This window comes from Gammaproteobacteria bacterium (assembly GCA_041395725.1).
In the GTDB taxonomy this organism is placed as follows: domain Bacteria; phylum Pseudomonadota; class Gammaproteobacteria; order Pseudomonadales; family Pseudohongiellaceae; genus NORP240.
In genome coordinates this window covers 3,815,993-3,831,230 of the sequence record JAWKZW010000001.1, presented here as the reverse complement: position 1 = coordinate 3,831,230, position 15,238 = coordinate 3,815,993, and the positions used below count along the sequence as shown (strand labels likewise).

At 56.1% G+C, this 15,238-nt stretch carries 17 protein-coding genes; 8 read left to right on the top strand and 9 right to left on the bottom strand.

Annotated elements, in window-relative coordinates:
- Positions 1 to 52: 52 nt before the first annotated feature.
- From crcB to R3F50_16905, 4 genes are all read right to left on the bottom strand, one after another.
- Positions 53 to 430 (bottom strand): fluoride efflux transporter CrcB, encoded by a 378-nt coding sequence (gene crcB / locus R3F50_16920; protein ID MEZ5491973.1) that lies wholly within the window; start codon positions 428 to 430, stop codon positions 53 to 55.
- Positions 431 to 450: 20 nt separating this feature from the next.
- A complete protein-coding gene (locus tag R3F50_16915) occupies positions 451 to 1,803 on the bottom strand; it encodes a replication-associated recombination protein A (GenBank protein ID MEZ5491972.1) in 1,353 nt (450 codons plus the stop codon).
- 32 nt (positions 1,804 to 1,835) lie between these two features.
- Complete coding sequence (lolA, locus tag R3F50_16910) at positions 1,836 to 2,576, bottom strand: outer membrane lipoprotein chaperone LolA (GenBank protein MEZ5491971.1); 741 nt, start codon at positions 2,574 to 2,576, stop codon at positions 1,836 to 1,838.
- A 108-nt stretch (positions 2,577 to 2,684) separates the two neighbouring features.
- Entirely contained in the window at positions 2,685 to 5,000 is a 2,316-nt protein-coding gene (locus R3F50_16905) for a DNA translocase FtsK 4TM domain-containing protein (protein ID MEZ5491970.1), read from the bottom strand.
- Between the two features lie 298 nt (positions 5,001 to 5,298).
- Here R3F50_16905 and trxB point away from each other — a divergent pair, with 298 nt between their 5' ends.
- The 4 genes from trxB (at position 5,299) to infA (ending at position 8,030) form a co-directional block, all read left to right on the top strand.
- On the top strand, positions 5,299 to 6,249 hold the full coding sequence (gene trxB, locus R3F50_16900; GenBank protein MEZ5491969.1) for a thioredoxin-disulfide reductase: 951 nt from the start codon (positions 5,299 to 5,301) through the stop codon (positions 6,247 to 6,249).
- Between the two features lie 20 nt (positions 6,250 to 6,269).
- On the top strand, positions 6,270 to 6,998 hold the full coding sequence (gene aat, locus R3F50_16895) for a leucyl/phenylalanyl-tRNA--protein transferase (GenBank protein ID MEZ5491968.1): 729 nt from the start codon (positions 6,270 to 6,272) through the stop codon (positions 6,996 to 6,998).
- Complete coding sequence (locus R3F50_16890) at positions 6,988 to 7,707, top strand: arginyltransferase (protein MEZ5491967.1); 720 nt, start codon at positions 6,988 to 6,990, stop codon at positions 7,705 to 7,707. The genes aat and R3F50_16890 overlap by 11 nt, the downstream gene beginning before the upstream one ends.
- Positions 7,708 to 7,811: 104 nt before the next feature.
- Positions 7,812 to 8,030: a translation initiation factor IF-1 gene (gene infA, locus R3F50_16885; protein MEZ5491966.1), complete on the top strand. Its 219-nt coding sequence runs from the start codon at positions 7,812 to 7,814 to the stop codon at positions 8,028 to 8,030.
- Positions 8,031 to 8,060: 30 nt separating this feature from the next.
- Here the strand turns inward: infA and clpA are convergent, their stop codons facing one another.
- A complete protein-coding gene (gene clpA, locus R3F50_16880) occupies positions 8,061 to 10,364 on the bottom strand; it encodes an ATP-dependent Clp protease ATP-binding subunit ClpA (GenBank protein MEZ5491965.1) in 2,304 nt (767 codons plus the stop codon).
- 12 nt (positions 10,365 to 10,376) lie between these two features.
- Entirely contained in the window at positions 10,377 to 10,709 is a 333-nt protein-coding gene (gene clpS, locus R3F50_16875; protein MEZ5491964.1) for an ATP-dependent Clp protease adapter ClpS, read from the bottom strand.
- 369 nt (positions 10,710 to 11,078) lie between these two features.
- On the opposite strand from clpS, the gene R3F50_16870 reads away from it, so the two are divergent.
- A complete protein-coding gene (locus tag R3F50_16870; GenBank protein ID MEZ5491963.1) occupies positions 11,079 to 11,351 on the top strand; it encodes a cold shock domain-containing protein in 273 nt (90 codons plus the stop codon).
- A gap of 194 nt (positions 11,352 to 11,545) precedes the next feature.
- Positions 11,546 to 12,175, top strand: a complete 630-nt coding sequence (locus tag R3F50_16865) for a pseudouridine synthase (protein ID MEZ5491962.1) — start codon at positions 11,546 to 11,548, stop codon at positions 12,173 to 12,175.
- On the opposite strand, the gene moaE is transcribed toward R3F50_16865, so the two are convergent.
- The 3 genes from moaE to moaC are packed head-to-tail and all read right to left on the bottom strand — an operon-like array spanning position 12,172 to position 13,420.
- Entirely contained in the window at positions 12,172 to 12,651 is a 480-nt protein-coding gene (moaE, locus tag R3F50_16860; protein MEZ5491961.1) for a molybdopterin synthase catalytic subunit MoaE, read from the bottom strand. The genes R3F50_16865 and moaE overlap by 4 nt on opposite strands.
- Positions 12,652 to 12,687: 36 nt before the next feature.
- Positions 12,688 to 12,942: a molybdopterin converting factor subunit 1 gene (gene moaD, locus R3F50_16855; GenBank protein ID MEZ5491960.1), complete on the bottom strand. Its 255-nt coding sequence runs from the start codon at positions 12,940 to 12,942 to the stop codon at positions 12,688 to 12,690.
- Position 12,943: 1 nt separating this feature from the next.
- A complete protein-coding gene (gene moaC, locus R3F50_16850) occupies positions 12,944 to 13,420 on the bottom strand; it encodes a cyclic pyranopterin monophosphate synthase MoaC (protein MEZ5491959.1) in 477 nt (158 codons plus the stop codon).
- A gap of 236 nt (positions 13,421 to 13,656) precedes the next feature.
- Between moaC and R3F50_16845 the strand changes: the two genes are divergently transcribed.
- Positions 13,657 to 14,100 (top strand): NUDIX hydrolase, encoded by a 444-nt coding sequence (locus R3F50_16845; protein MEZ5491958.1) that lies wholly within the window; start codon positions 13,657 to 13,659, stop codon positions 14,098 to 14,100.
- Positions 14,101 to 14,125: 25 nt separating this feature from the next.
- Positions 14,126 to 15,232: a tRNA 2-thiouridine(34) synthase MnmA gene (gene mnmA / locus R3F50_16840; protein ID MEZ5491957.1), complete on the top strand. Its 1,107-nt coding sequence runs from the start codon at positions 14,126 to 14,128 to the stop codon at positions 15,230 to 15,232.
- Positions 15,233 to 15,238: the final 6 nt, after the last annotated feature.

The window sequence follows — 15,238 nt, the reverse complement described above, 5'->3', positions numbered from 1 at the left end:
AAAACCTTAGCTTGCCCTCATAAAGGCAGTTATCCGATTATCTTCAACCGGGCTAAATTACATATCGCACCAGGCTCATGCCGGCCCAGGCCGCCAGGATGCAGGAGACAACACTGGCCACGATGTAGCTTAAGGCCGAAAAAAACAGCCCCTGCTGCATCAGTAGCAGGGCATCCAGTGAGAAGGTGGAAAAAGTTGTCAACGCCCCGAGAAACCCGATTACCAGTAAAGGCCGCAGGTAGGCTGCCAGTTGAATTTTTTCTGTCAGCATCACAAACAGAATACCAATCAGCAGCGAACCCACGACATTGACAGCCAACGTTCCCACCGGAAATAACCCCGTGTTGTGACGCTCGGCCAGACTGATCAGCCAGTAACGGCAGACGGCACCGAACGCGCCGCCAAGGGCAATGGCCAGATAATAGCTCATCCTGTAGTCGACGCTCCTGCTCAGTCGTTATAACGCTTGGTGTCGCTGGCCCGATTCAATTGCTTGAGATGCTCCAGCTTCTCCCGAATTCTGCTTTCCAGGCCCACGTCCCTGGGGAAATAGAACTCAGCATTGCGCAGAGATTCCGGGAAGTAATTCTCCCCGGCGGCAAAGCCACCAGCCTCGTCATGGGCATACCTGTAGCTCTCGCCATGGCCCAGCTCCTTCGCCAGGCTGGAAACCGCATTACGCAGATGCGGTGGCACGTCCATGCTGCCGGATTGTTTGACTGTCGCACTGGCGCTGTGCGCCGCCTCATACACGGCATTGCTCTTAGGCGCGCAGGCCAGGTAAATAACCACCTGCGCGAGTGCCAGATCACCTTCCGGACTACCCAGCCGCTGCCAGGAATCCCAGCCCGCCAGCGCCAGCTGCAGGGCTCTGGGGTCTGCGTTGCCAATGTCTTCGCTGGCCATACGCAACATGCGGCGCGCAATATATAACGGATCACACCCCCCGTCCAACATGCGGGTAAGCCAGTACAGCGCCGCATCGGGAGAGCTGCCGCGCACCGCCTTGTGCAATGCCGATATCTGATCGTAAAAAAGATCGCCGCCCTTATCGAAGCGCTGCAGACTTTCCAGCGTCACCTGAGCAACGGTATCGGGACTGATGACCAGGGTACCACTCTCTGTCTCAGTGGCCATATCAGCGGCAATTTCCAGCAGGTTCAATAGTCGACGGGCATCGCCATCACTCGCCCGGGCCAGGGCCAGGGCTGCACCCTCGTCCATCTGCAATGCCAGCTTACCCAGGCCCTTCTCATCATCCTCCATAACACGAACAAGCAGTTCAATCAGTTGTTCCTCAGTCAGGCTCTTCAACACATAGACCCGCGCCCTGGATAACAGCGCGTTATTAAGCTCAAAGGCGGGGTTTTCAGTGGTAGCGCCGATAAAGATGATGGTGCCTTCTTCAATATGGGGGAGAAAAGCATCCTGCTGGGCTTTGTTGAAACGGTGAACTTCGTCCACGAAAAGCAGGGTCTGCTGCCCCCTGCCCTGGCGGTGATGCCTGGCTCGCTCTACCGCTTCGCGAATGTCCTTTACACCGGCCAACACTGCCGACAGGCTTTCGAAGCGACTCTCCGTCGTTGCCGCGATTATGCGAGCCAGCGTGGTTTTACCGACCCCGGGCGGGCCCCAGAAAACCATGGAATGCATGTTGCCCTGGCTGATCGCCTGATAGAGCGCTTTACCAGGAGCCAGAATGTGCTGCTGACCGATAAATTGGTCCAGCTTTCGGGGGCGCATCCGAGCAGCCAGCGGCTGGTACTGTTCTTCGTTTTCTTCCTGTAACAACGAGTCGGCCATGAAGCCCCGCACGCAGGCAATCGAATCCTGTGCTATTGCACGTAAGTGTTTTCTATGACCTCGATGCCCCCACTTGGCTCGAACACAAAATCCTGATCAGGCAGCGGTGAATTGAGAGCAATATTGGCGAATTGCCAGACGGTTTTCTGGCCATTGCTGTTGTCGACATAGATCATATCCAGCTGCCGGCCGAGAAACGTAAGAACAATCTGGCGATAAATATTATCGGCATCCAGCGGCTGCAGGACAAACTCGGAGAATTCCGTCTCGCCCGTGTCCCGCTCACTAAGCTGGTATTCCTCCGTAAGATTGGCCGTGTTACCGCTGAGTAACTGCGCTGCCAGCTCAGAGCGACTGGCATCCCAGTTTTCCACCACCACCTGCTCCAGGTCCGGCTGGTAATTCCACAGGTAAATACCGTCAGTAACAATCAGCTCGGGAAACGGCTCCACGGTCTCCCAGTAAAACCCGCCCGGCCTTTTCAGCTTCATCCTGATGCTGCTTTCTTCCAGGACGCCACCGTCGGATTCCACTATCAACTGGGTGACATCCGCGGTCATCGTTTCGATCCCCGACAGCAGTGCATCCAGTCTGCTCAGGGCGTCCGCCGCCCCCTGTGCCGACGCATTCAAAGCGGATGTCAGCAAGGCGATCGCAACAATACACCGGGTCAGATAATTACGCATGGTTTTCATTGTGTCGTGTGTAAAGTGAATGGAATGTGAATAGTCCTGCATCGAAGCCATCAGACCAAAAAAACGAGATGCCAACACGGTGGCTCACAGCACTTGCCCCCTTCCCTGTTTAACCACCTGACGGACCCGAGCGGCGGCAGCGATCCGCCCCGTGGCTAAAGAAGTGCAGAGAGACAGCGGATAAAATCAGTCCCTCGGCGGCGGTGGCGCAATGACTTCACGACTGCCGTTACTGCCCATCTCCGAGACCACACCGGCCGCCTCCATGGTTTCAATCATGCGGGCGGCCCGGTTATAACCTACCCGCAGTTTACGCTGCACTGCCGAAATGGACGCTTTACGGCTTTCCGTTACAAAGCGGACGGCTTCGTCATAGAGATCATCGTCTTCCTCACCCTCTCCGCCGCTGGCACCGCCCCCCATGCCCATTGCTGTCTCGTCGACGCCCTGAGTGATTTCATGCACGTATTGCGGAGAGCCACGCTGCTTCCAGTCGGCCACTACCCGGTGCACCTCCTCGTCGCTGACAAACGCACCATGAACCCGGGTCGCCACACCGCCACCCGGCGGCAGCAGCAGCATATCCCCATGGCCGAGCAGCTGCTCCGCCCCGCCCTCACCAAGGATCGTGCGTGAATCAACCTTGGACTGCACCATGAACGCCAGACGGGTAGGTATGTTGGCCTTGATGAGACCGGTCAGCACATCGACGGACGGACGCTGTGTGGCGAGAATAAGGTGTATACCTGCGGCTCTGGCTTTCTGGGCGATACGGGCAATAAGCTCTTCAACCTTTTTGCCCACCACCATCATCATATCCGCCAGTTCGTCCACCAGCACGACTATATGTGGCAACGGTTCCAGTTCCGACGCCGCCTGCTCCTCTTCCAGAATCATTGGATCCGGCTGCCAGAGTGGATCGAGTATGGGTTTACCCAACTTGCTCGCTTCCAGAACCTTCTTGTTGTAACCGGCCAGGTTTCTGACCCCAAGCATTGACATCAGCTTGTAACGACGTTCCATCTCGGCCACGCACCAGCGCAGGCCATTGGCAGCATCTTTCATGTCGGTGATTACCGGCGTCAGGAGATGCGGTATGCCGTCGTAGACCGACAGTTCCAGCATCTTGGGATCGATCATGATCATGCGTACATGTTCAGGAGTGGATTTGTACAGCATGCTGAGAATCATGGCGTTGATGCCGACTGATTTACCGGAGCCGGTGGTGCCCGCTACCAGCAGATGCGGCATTTTTGCCAGGTCGACGATGACCGGCTTACCCACGATATCATGGCCAAGCGCCAGGCTGAGCGGTGAACTCGCCTTGTCGAACTCGTGGGAGGCAAGCACCTGGCTGAGCAGAATAATCTCGCGGTTCTCGTTGGGAATCTCTATTCCGATGACGGTTTTGCCGGGAATCACCTCAACTACGCGAACACTCACCACGGCGAGGGATCTGGCCAGATCCTTCACCAGGTTGGTGATCCGGCTCACCTTGATACCCGGCGCCGGCTGCACTTCAAACCGGGTAATCACCGGGCCGGGGTTGACCGCCGTCACTTCGATATCAATACCAAAGTCCTTTAACTTTATTTCCAGCAGCTTGGACATGGCTTCCAGTGATTCCTTGGAATACCCGCCTTCTGGATTTTCCTGCCCCTGATCCAGCAGGCTCAGCCCCGGCAATTCTTTTACCGACGAAGCGGGGAACAGTTTCCCCTGCTTTTCTTTCTCCACCCGTTTGCTGGGTTCCACTGGCTTCGCGGGAGGCGCCGCGATAGTGGGCGGAACCCGTTTCTTTTCTTTGGCAAGCTGGGTTTTCAGCTCGCGCTTACGGGTTTCCAGTCGATTGCGGGTCACAGACTTCTGCCGACGCTCGTCACTCCAGCGGCGCAGGTACTCGGTAACGGAAGCGATCAGGCCTAGCGTCATGGCCCCGAGACCATCGATAACCTGCAGCCAGGAAATTTCTGCCGTAATAGTCAGCCCGAATAGAAAGAGTGCGATGCAAAGCAGCGTAGCACCTAGGACTGCAAAGACCGGAACGGTCAGATCAGCCACCAGGGAACCAATGATGCCCCCGGCATTGAAAGCGTCCGGCGTCCCATTCGCCATATGCAGGGTGGCTAGGCCACAGGCCGCCAGCACTACCAGCGTAAAACCGGCGATCTTGAGCCCGAACAGGGACCAGGAAAAGCCTTTTTCGAGTTCTGACTCCTGAAAAGAGCGGTAGGCCTGGTAAGCCAGGAAGGCCGGAAAAAGGTAAGCAAAGTAACCAAACAGGTAAAGCAGGAAATCGGCCAGCCATGCTCCATAGCTGCCAACCGCATTATAGATATCGTCACCGCTGCCAGTGGTTGTAAAACCTGGATCGCTGGGCGAGTAGGTCAGTAAGGCTATGAGCAGAAACAGCCCGGCCAGGAAGTAGACAATCAACATGCCTTCGCGCATCACGCGCTGCATCATGTGACTGGTCTCGTTTTGCTCTTTCGCCGTTTTCATAAATCTCGTGAATTCAATCGGTTATATTCGGGCGCAGAAACCCGTGGTCTGCCGCCATTCTATCAAATTGTTAACGGCTGCAGGGTATGAATACTTAGCGGCAATTCCATCCCTCCGGGTCTGCCATGGTGACAGAAAACAGGTAGAATAGTGGCCGCCTCCAGGGCACCTGCTCCGACCAGGGCGGCCTTGCTGGAAGCGGAGCACTTATCAGACTGCATCGGGTCGGATCGTCTGCCACGCGGTGCATAATGCCTTCAAGTCGGCGGCTACCAAGCCAGTAAAACAGGATTCCTTTATGACTGACACCCTGCATCACCGCCTGATCATCCTTGGCTCCGGTCCAGCCGGTTATACCGCGTCCATCTATGCAGCCAGGGCCAATCTTGAGCCGGTAGTCATTACCGGCATGCAGCAGGGCGGACAGCTGACCACCACCACCGACGTGGATAACTGGCCGGGTGATGTGGAGGGCCTGCAAGGCCCTGACTTGATGGAGCGCATGAAAAATCATGCTGAACGCTTTGAATCTAGAGTTATTTTTGATCATATAAAAAAGGTCGACCTGAGCCGAAGGCCCTTTCTTCTGGAAGGTGAAAATAACCATTACAGCTGTGATGCCCTGATAATAGCCACCGGTGCGTCGGCACAGTACCTGGGGCTGGAGTCGGAACAGGCGTTCATGGGTAAAGGCGTCAGCGCCTGTGCTACCTGTGACGGGTTTTTCTACCGTAACAAGCCAGTGGCAGTGATCGGCGGCGGCAACACGGCGGTAGAAGAAGCGCTCTATCTGGCCAACATCGCATCTCACGTGACGCTGGTACACCGCCGCGACAGCCTGAGGGCTGAGAAAATTCTGCAGGGCAAATTGTTTGAGAAAGTAGACGCCGGCAAAATAACCATCCTCTGGAATCACGTGCTGGATGAAGTGGTTGGAGACGACATGGGCGTCACCGGTATCAATACCAGACAGGTTGACACCGGCGAACTCACCCCGGTAACCGTGGACGGGGTATTCATTGCCATCGGTCATGTGCCCAACTCAGAAATCTTCCAGGGACAACTGGAATTGAGCAACGGCTATGTCAAAATCCATAGCGGCATCGAGGGTAACGCTACACAGACCAGCGTGGCTGGCGTCTTTGCCGCAGGCGACATTGCCGATCACGTCTACCGGCAGGCAGTAACCAGCGCCGGCTTTGGCTGCATGGCCGCCCTGGATGCAGAAAAATTCCTGGACGCCAACTGATCTGACTGCGCTGCAATCTGATGTCACTTGCCTGGCTGGACCCTGCCAAGATCGGCTTCCCGGATGTCGAGTCGGCCCTGACTGACCCTAACGGACTGCTGGCGGCGGGCGGGGATCTCCGGCCGGAGTGGTTAATCCATGCCTATCAGCGTGGCATTTTCCCCTGGTTCGAAGCCGGTCAGCCAATTCTCTGGTGGACGCCAGACCCCCGTATGGTGCTGTTTCCCGAACAATTGCACGTTTCCCGCAGCCTCAGGAAACTGCTTCGCAAAAACCCGTTGCGCCTTACCCTGGATACCGATTTCGCCGGGGTTATCAGTGCCTGTGCCGGCCCCAGGAACAAGTCTGAAGGAACCTGGATAACCGCTGAGCTGAGCGATGCCTACCAGCGCCTGCACCGCCTCGGCATCGCGCATTCGGTGGAAGTCTGGGACGGCGAGAATCTGGCGGGAGGCCTGTACGGCGTTGCCCTGGGACGGGTGTTCTTTGGGGAGTCCATGTTCAGTCACAGCTCAAATAGTTCCAAACTGGCACTGGTTTTTTTAACAGAACACTTGCGACAATGGGGCTATAAGCTTATTGACTGCCAGGTGGCCTCACCTCACCTCAGCAGCTTGGGTGCACGGGAAATACCGCGCCAGGAATTCATGGGCCTGTTGAGCAAGCTGATAAACGGACAACGAAAACCTCACTACTGGCCCGGCGTCGAACCCAAGGAACCGGAGACTACCTTAAAAAATGAACTCTGAATCCAAGGCTGTAAAATCGGTCCGGCTGTTCCGCACCGCTCCCCACGACTGCAGCTACCTGAAGAGGCGCCAGGCTTCCACGCTTTTCGTGGATCCGGAGGTCATACTCACCTCTTCTATCAACTCGCAATTATCCGAACGGGGTTTCCGCCGCAGCGGTTCCCATATCTACAGACCCGACTGTGAAGGCTGTCAATCCTGTATTTCCACCCGCATCCTGGTGAACGATTTCCAGCCGGGTCGACGTCACCGCCGGGTCCTCAATCGCAACCGTGATTTAAGCATTAGAGAAAAGGATGCTGTTGATCATCCTGAGGCTTTTGACCTTTACTGCGAGTACATAAGTCAGCGGCACGCCGATGGCGACATGTACCCTCCCAGCGCGGAGCAGTACGCCTCGTTTATCTCAGTCAAGCCAGAGGGGACACGGTTTTTCGAATTCTTTCAGAACGACCGTGTGCTGGCAGTCTGCGTCCTTGATCAGCTGCAGCACGGCCTGTCGGCGGTTTACACGTTCTATGATCCGCGGGAAGAACGTCGCTCGCTGGGTAATTTTGTCATCCTGTGGCAGATCCAGGAGGCGCGTGCCCTTGGGCTGCCGTATCTGTATCTGGGTTACTGGGTCAAGGATTGCCCGAAGATGAGCTATAAGAGCAGCTACCGGCCACTGGAGATGTTCGTCAAAGGAAAATGGATACGTCTGGAGTAGCGGGTCAGGACCGCGCCGGGTATATCGAACAGCTGCTGAGTGCTTTGCCAATCCGGCGAAAATCAGGCACAATGCGCCCCTCACCCACCAGTGCGGACCATTTAATGGCGAAAGAAGATCAGATTGAAATGGAAGGAGAAGTCGTCGAGACCCTTCCCAACACCATGTTCAGAGTCAAGCTGGAGAACGGCCACATTGTGACCGCTCATATTTCCGGAAAGATGCGCAAGAACTACATCCGAATTCTTACCGGTGACCAGGTCAGGGTGGAATTGACTCCTTACGACCTGACCAAAGGGCGAATTACCTATCGCGCCAGGTAACCCAGGATTGACTGGGCCTGGCCTCCTCGCTTACTCGCTACCTGTTAATGCCTTCTGACCCTGGCGCTTCTCTTTCGCCTTGAAGGTGATCACTATCTCATCATTCTTGGCAGTCACGTGAACATCACCACCGTTGTCAGCCAGAGATCCAAACAGGATTTCTTCAGCCAGCGGCTTTTTCAGCTTGTCCTGCACCAGCCTGGCCATGGGTCTTGCCCCCATGGTTTCGCTGTAACCGTGGCTGACAAACCAGTCCGTGGCAAGCTCATCCACCTCCAGCTGTACGTTCTTATCGTCCAGCTGAACCTGGAGATCGACCAGGAATTTGTCGACCACGGTACGGATGGTCTTTGGATCCAGCGCGCCAAATTGAATGATGGCGTCAAGGCGATTGCGGAATTCCGGAGTAAACGTTTTACGAATGATCTCCATGCCGTCTGAACTGTGATCCTGCTCGGTAAAGCCGATTGATGGTCGAGACATTTCCTGCGCCCCGGCATTGGTTGTCATGATCAGAATGACATTGCGGAAATCCGCCTTGCGGCCGTTGTTGTCGGTCAGGGTGCCGTGGTCCATGACCTGCAAAAGCAGATTAAAAACGTCCGGGTGGGCTTTTTCTATTTCATCCAGCAACAGCACGCAATGGGGGTTCTTGGTAACGGCTTCAGTCATCAGGCCACCCTGATCGAATCCGATGTAGCCCGGCGGTGCGCCGATCAGTCGGGACACAGTATGGCGCTCCATGTACTCGGACATGTCGAAGCGCAGCAACTCGATACCCAGAATGTTTGCCAGCTGACGACTGACTTCGGTCTTGCCGACCCCGGTTGGCCCCGCAAACAGATAGGACCCGATAGGCTTTTCACCTTCGCGGAGTCCGGCCCGGGCCAGTTTAATGGATGAGCCCAGGGCCTGGATCGCCTCGTCCTGCCCGAACACGACCATCTTCAGGTTGGTTTCCAGGCTCTTCAGCGCGTCGATATCGGAACTGGATACGTGTTTAGGCGGAATCCTGGCGATAGAAGCAACAATCCTTTCCATGTCAGAGGCCTGTAACAGCTTCTTCCGGCGGCTCGGCGGCTGCAGGCGCTGGTAAGCTCCCGCCTCGTCAATGACATCAATTGCCTTGTCTGGCATGTGGCGGTCGTTAATGTAACGACCAGCCAGTTCCGAAGCGGCTTTCAGGGCCTTGTCGGAATAGCGCAGGTCATGGTGTTCTTCAAAGCGTGATTTCAGCCCCTTGAGAATCTTGTAGGTGGTCTCGACATCCGGCTCCTCTACATCTATTTTCTGAAAGCGGCGCGATAATGCGCGATCTTTGTCAAAAATGCCGCGATATTCCTGATAAGTGGTTGATCCGAGGCAGCGCAGGGTGCCTGAGGTAAGCGCCGGCTTAAGCAGGTTTGAGGCATCCATGACGCCCCCTGACGCTGCGCCAGCACCAATTATGGTGTGGATTTCGTCGATAAACAGGACCGCGTGTTCGTCCTTTTTCAATTCCGAAAGAAGTGCTTTGAATCGTTTTTCAAAATCACCACGGTACTTGGTGCCGGCCAGCAGCGCGCCCAGATCCAGCGCGTAGATCACACTGTTCTCCAGCACCTCGGGCACCTCCCCTTCAACGATCTTGCGAGCCAGCCCCTCGGCTACAGCAGTCTTGCCGACGCCGGATTCGCCCACCAGCAGGGGGTTGTTCTTGCGCCGGCGACTCAGAACCTGGATGACGCGGGTAACCTCTTCTTCGCGCCCGATCAACGGATCGATCTTGCCCGCCTTGGCGAGCGCATTCAGGTTGGTGGCGAAGCTCTCCAACGCGCTGCTGGACGGTTCACCCGTGCCACCTTCACTGTCCTGTCGTTCCGGCGCCGGTTCGCTGCCCTCGCCGGGATAGCCTTCAGTTTCCTTGGAAATCCCGTGCGTTATGTAATTAACCACGTCAATGCGAGCGATATCCTGCTGCTTGAGCAGGTAGACAGCCTGACTCTCCTGCTCACTGAAGATAGCCACCAGCACATTGGCACCACTGACCTCGTTCTTGCCGGAAGACTGCACGTGGAAGACGGCACGCTGGAGAACCCGTTGAAAGCCCAGGGTGGGTTGCGTTTCGCGGCCAGGTTCGCCCTCAGGAATCAAGGGCGTGGTTGCGTCTACAAAATCCGCCAGTTCGCCCTTCAGGCGAGGGATGTCCGCACGACAGGCGAGCAGCACACCGGACGCCACCTCATTATCGAGTAGCGCCAGAAGTAAATGCTCTACCGTCATGAATTCATGACGTTTTTTTCTTGCTACATTAAAGGCTTGATTGAGGGTCGCTTCCAGGTCTTTACTTAACATGATGAAAACCTACTATCTGTCGACTTCGACACTGCAAAGCAGTGGCTGTTCGCATTCTCTCGAATAATCGTTTACCTGGGCGGCTTTGGATTCAGCAACGTCCTTGCTGAAAACACCGCAAACACCCTTGCCCTCGGTATGAACTTTCAACATAACCTGGGTCGCCTTCTCCACGTTCATGTTAAAAAACACCCGCAATACATCTACCACAAAATCCATCGGCGTGTAGTCATCGTTGATCAACACCACCTTGTAAAGTGGTGGCTGCGCCAGTTTCGGCTTGTCTGTCTCGGTCGCGAGACCGCTATCGTGCCCAGCCCCATCGTTTGCATCCCGTTGTCCCACTATTTTCTCTCTTTAACTACCTGTTTCGCTCTGCTGCATCCTGTGGATGTGCTGAGTGTACCTGATTAATGACCGGTTTTATCAGCGCTCTATCACAGGCCAGCTGTGACTATTTTCCGCCTCTGCAGAAAAAAAACCAACCCGGTCATATCCCGGGCCAATGAGCCCTCAAGAGTCCTCGCATCCCACGTGGCAGCGGGTCTTGCTACAACATGGCTGCTTTGCGGGCATTTTTCAATGGCCCTCGCGGCAAAGCGACTTTTTGACAAGTGGCAGCGGATATTGTATAGATTTGAGGGTATTAGCTAGCAATGATGATAGCTATCGATAATAACTATAAATAATAAGAAGTATCCCAGAGGTGTTGCCATGAGCACAGGGCAGGTAAAGTGGTTCAATAATGCCAAGGGTTTTGGCTTTATCCTTCCAGACGACGGCGGTGATGATCTTTTCGCACACTATAGCGCCATCGGTATGGAAGGTTACAAAACCCTGAAGGCAGGTCAACTGGTCTCCTTCGACGCCGTTGAGGGCCCTAAGGGGCTGCACGCTGCAAACATTCAACCCGTGACAGATGACTCAGACGTCGAATCGGCAGCTTACGAACCTGAGGCCGATAGCATCAGTGCCGATACGGCCTGAAGGCCTCTGAAGCGAAGGAACCTGGATTTACCCAAGGCCGGCCGGCGCGCCAATGACGCGCGGGCCGGCCTTGGCTGTCTGCCGGTATCGCTTATTCAGGCGGCCAACAGAGGAGCCTCAGATTGCCTGGCGAGCCGCGGGATTCCCGGTCATACTTCGGCTACCTGAACCCGATCGATAGCCCGGCGATAGTAATGGCGAAACTGATTCTGTTCAATAAACCTTTTGGTGTGCTATCCCAATTCAGCGGCGACGAGCCTGCCTCGACCCTCTCCCAATTCATCAGTGTCCCCGGTGTCTACCCGGCCGGCCGTCTCGATAAGGATTCGGAAGGCCTGCTACTGTTGACGAACAGCGGCGCCCTGCAACATCGCATCAGTCATCCGCGGCGCAAAATGGCCAAAACCTACTGGGTACAGGTGGAGGGAGAAATCGATGCCGTCGCGCTCGCCCGCCTGCGGGAGGGCCTGATGCTGAAAGATGGTCAGACCCAGCCTGCGGATGCCAGATTATTGAGGGAGCCGGATCTGTGGCCACGCAATCCGCCGGTCAGGTTTCGAAAACAAATACCGACCAGCTGGATGGAAATCACTTTGCGTGAAGGGAAAAACCGTCAGGTCCGGCGAATGACTGCGGCAGTCGGGTTGCCTACCCTGCGCCTGGTGCGAATCCGAATCGGCCCCTGGGAGCTGGGCAGCCTGCACCCGGGGCAATGGCGCGCCCTTGAGCTGCCGGAGGAAGAGGAACAGCTCAGGCCGAACAAAAAGCCACAAAAGACATCCACTCAAGGCCGCGGCCGCGCAGACAGGTCTGCTTCCGCTTAATCCGCTGCGCCGCCGCTTTTCCAGCGCGCCAGAGCGTCGTCATCGCTGCTGCGCTGCTCTACCCATTCACTGCCGTCAGCCCCGCTCTGACGCTTCCAGAATGGCGCCCGCGTCTTCAGGTAATCCATCACGAACTGGGCCGACTCAAAGGCAGCCTGTCGATGCTCGCTGGCAGTCCCCACGAACACGATCTGGTCACCGGGTTGCAGCGCCCCGACCCGGTGTATGACTCGACACCCCAGCAATGGCCAGCGCTTAAATGCCTGATCGATGATATCCGCCAGGCTTTTCTCGGTCATGCCGGGATAGTGTTCCAGGAAGAGTTCGTTCACCGAACTGTCGCCGGCATCCTGCTGAAATTCCCGCACCAGGCCGGTGAAAGTGCACACGGCCCCCACATTGCTGGCGATATCCCGCAGATGGCGGGCCTGAATACCGAGATCAAAGTCTTCCTGTTGAACTGCAACATAGCGCACTGTGCTATTTCCTCATCTTGCTTAGGGTCACTTTCATCAGCCGCCGGTCATGGGTGGAAAAAAGGCGACCTCCTCATCCCCCCGCAAGCCTTGTGAGCGATCGACCACGGTCTGGTTTACCGCTACCAGCACCCGGCTGTCGAGTGCCAGGATCTGGAGCTTTTCGGGATCTCTGGCCACCAGGTATTCAATCAGCCCCTGAACATCGGTAACCGATCCAGGCAAAGTCAGTTCTTCGCTTGAACGACCCACCGCTTCCCGGATGCTGGCAAAATAATGCAGAGAGACCATATCAACTCCTGGTGTAGTGACCGCTGCGGCCGCCGGATTTTTCCTGCAGGCAGATATCTGTAATCACCATACCTTTATCCGCTGCCTTGCACATATCATAGATTGTCAGCGCCGCTACTGAAACGGCGGTCAGTGCTTCCATCTCGACACCGGTCTGGCCATTGACTTTGCAAGTCGCGGCTATGGTTACAGCCGGGCCGGATCGGTCCAGGTCCAGCTCCACTTTAATCGACGTCAGCATCAAGGGATGGCACAGGGGGATCAGATCGGCACAGCGTTTGGCCGCCTGTATACCGGCAAGCCTGGCAGTACCGAGGACGTCACCCTTTTTACTGTCTCCCCTGGCAATCAGTTCCAGGGTTTCCATCTGCATCAATACCCTGCCGGTGGCCACCGCGATTCTCTCCGTCCTGGCCTTATCCGAGACATCGACCATGTTGGCCCGCCCCTGACTGTCGAGGTGAGTAAGTTCGCCCATTATTCCTTCCCCAAATTTCAAACCCGTATTATCCACGTTTAGGGGAGCGACCTGAAGCACTGGTGGGCACGTGTGCCCGGGCGGAAGCGCCGGCAAGGGCTCCATTTCCGAGGCAGTATCCGCTGCGCAGTTGCGGTAATTTGGCCAGAATTACGATAGGATTACGCCCGTTTATACCCACGCTCTACTCGTGGTCAAACCGGCAGAGTCGCGGGTAGCGCAGATCTGGAATACCCATGGAATGGTTCGCCCATAAGACAGTTGCCACGGTGGTGGAAAAAAACAATCGCTTTCTCATGGTGGAGGAGCACGCCGATGGCGAAGTGGTATTCAACCAGCCTGCGGGACATCTGGAGCCCGGCGAGACTTTGCTGGAGGCGGCCCGTCGGGAAACACTGGAAGAAACCGGCTGGGAAGTCGAACTCAGGCATTTTCTCGGGCTCTATCACTATGTGTCCAGTGCCAATGAGACCAGCTATATCCGCAGCTGTTTTATCGCCAGCCCCGTCAGGCTGATTGAAGAGAGGCAACTGGATACTGATATCATTCGGGCACACTGGCTGACTATTGAAGAAATACGCCGGATGGAAGACCGGTTGCGCAGCCCGGTGGTACTGCGCGTGCTGGAAGATTATCTAGAGGGCATCGCCTATCCGCTCTCAGTGATCACCAGCCTCTAGTGGACTACCTGAGAGTTTTCTGATCATGACCAGCGCCACAAATCCAGCCAGTACCAGGGTTATCGTCGGCATGTCCGGTGGCGTTGATTCCTCGGTTGCCGCTTACCTGCTCCTGCAGCAGGGGTACCAGGTGGAAGGCCTGTTCATGAAGAACTGGGACGAAGACGACGACACCGAGTACTGCACGGCAAAAGCAGACCTGGCCGATGCCGAGGCCGTGTGCCAGAAGCTGGGCATTGTGCTGCATACGGCAAACTTTGCGGCTGAATACTGGGATAACGTTTTTGAACACTTCCTGGTGGAGTATCGGGCCGGTCGCACCCCCAACCCCGATGTACTCTGCAACCGCGAAATCAAATTCAAGGCATTCCTCGAATACGCCCTCGAACTCGGTGCCGACCTCATCGCTACCGGGCACTATGCGCGCGTCTTACGTACCGCAGGAGTCACCACCCTGCTCAAGGGACTGGACCCCGGCAAAGACCAGAGTTATTTCCTCTGCGAAGTCAGTGAAGCCTGCCTGGCACGGTCGCTGTTTCCGATTGGCGAACTGTTGAAAGACGAGGTCCGGGATATTGCCCGGCAACAGGGTTTCGTCACCCATGACAAGAAAGACAGTACCGGCATCTGTTTTATCGGCGAACGCAAATTCAGCGACTTTCTGTCCCGCTACCTGCCTGCCCAGCCGGGCCCGATTATGACCGTGGACGGCGAGGAAATCGGCCGCCACGCAGGGTTGATGTACCATACTATTGGCCAGCGCCAGGGCCTCGGAATCGGTGGCCTGAAAGACCATGTGGAGGCGCCCTGGTACGTGGTAGACAAGAACCTCGAGGACAATGTTTTGCTGGTTGCCCAGGGCAACGACAACCCGCTGTTATTCGCCAGCCGCCTGCTCGCTTCGGCACCGCGCTGGATAAGCCAGTCCGGACATACTCTGCCACTACCCTGTACTGCCAAGATTCGCTATCGGCAATCCGATCAACTCTGCAGGGTCGAGGCAACCGATGGGGATCGTGTAATGGTAAGCTTTGACAAGCCACAGAGAGCGGTCACCCCCGGGCAATACGTAGTATTCTATGCCGAGGAGACCTGCCTGGGTGGCGCTATAATCGAACAACGTCTGGCCTGACGGAAA

What these genes read in the sequence shown, in the direction of transcription:
- R3F50_16845 (MEZ5491958.1), top strand. Translation starts at nt 13,657, where the DNA reads ATGGAATGGTTCGCCCATAAGACAGTTGCCACGGTGGTGGAAAAAAAC.
- clpA (MEZ5491965.1), bottom strand. Translation starts at nt 10,364, where the DNA reads ATGTTAAGTAAAGACCTGGAAGCGACCCTCAATCAAGCCTTTAATGTA.
- infA (MEZ5491966.1), top strand. Translation starts at nt 7,812, where the DNA reads ATGGCGAAAGAAGATCAGATTGAAATGGAAGGAGAAGTCGTCGAGACC.
- moaD (MEZ5491960.1), bottom strand. Translation starts at nt 12,942, where the DNA reads ATGGTCTCTCTGCATTATTTTGCCAGCATCCGGGAAGCGGTGGGTCGT.
- moaC (MEZ5491959.1), bottom strand. Translation starts at nt 13,420, where the DNA reads ATGGGCGAACTTACTCACCTCGACAGTCAGGGGCGGGCCAACATGGTC.
- trxB (MEZ5491969.1), top strand. Translation starts at nt 5,299, where the DNA reads ATGACTGACACCCTGCATCACCGCCTGATCATCCTTGGCTCCGGTCCA.
- R3F50_16870 (MEZ5491963.1), top strand. Translation starts at nt 11,079, where the DNA reads ATGAGCACAGGGCAGGTAAAGTGGTTCAATAATGCCAAGGGTTTTGGC.
- aat (MEZ5491968.1), top strand. Translation starts at nt 6,270, where the DNA reads ATGTCACTTGCCTGGCTGGACCCTGCCAAGATCGGCTTCCCGGATGTC.
- mnmA (MEZ5491957.1), top strand. Translation starts at nt 14,126, where the DNA reads ATGACCAGCGCCACAAATCCAGCCAGTACCAGGGTTATCGTCGGCATG.
- crcB (MEZ5491973.1), bottom strand. Translation starts at nt 430, where the DNA reads ATGAGCTATTATCTGGCCATTGCCCTTGGCGGCGCGTTCGGTGCCGTC.
- R3F50_16905 (MEZ5491970.1), bottom strand. Translation starts at nt 5,000, where the DNA reads ATGAAAACGGCGAAAGAGCAAAACGAGACCAGTCACATGATGCAGCGC.
- R3F50_16865 (MEZ5491962.1), top strand. Translation starts at nt 11,546, where the DNA reads ATGGCGAAACTGATTCTGTTCAATAAACCTTTTGGTGTGCTATCCCAA.
- R3F50_16915 (MEZ5491972.1), bottom strand. Translation starts at nt 1,803, where the DNA reads ATGGCCGACTCGTTGTTACAGGAAGAAAACGAAGAACAGTACCAGCCG.
- R3F50_16890 (MEZ5491967.1), top strand. Translation starts at nt 6,988, where the DNA reads ATGAACTCTGAATCCAAGGCTGTAAAATCGGTCCGGCTGTTCCGCACC.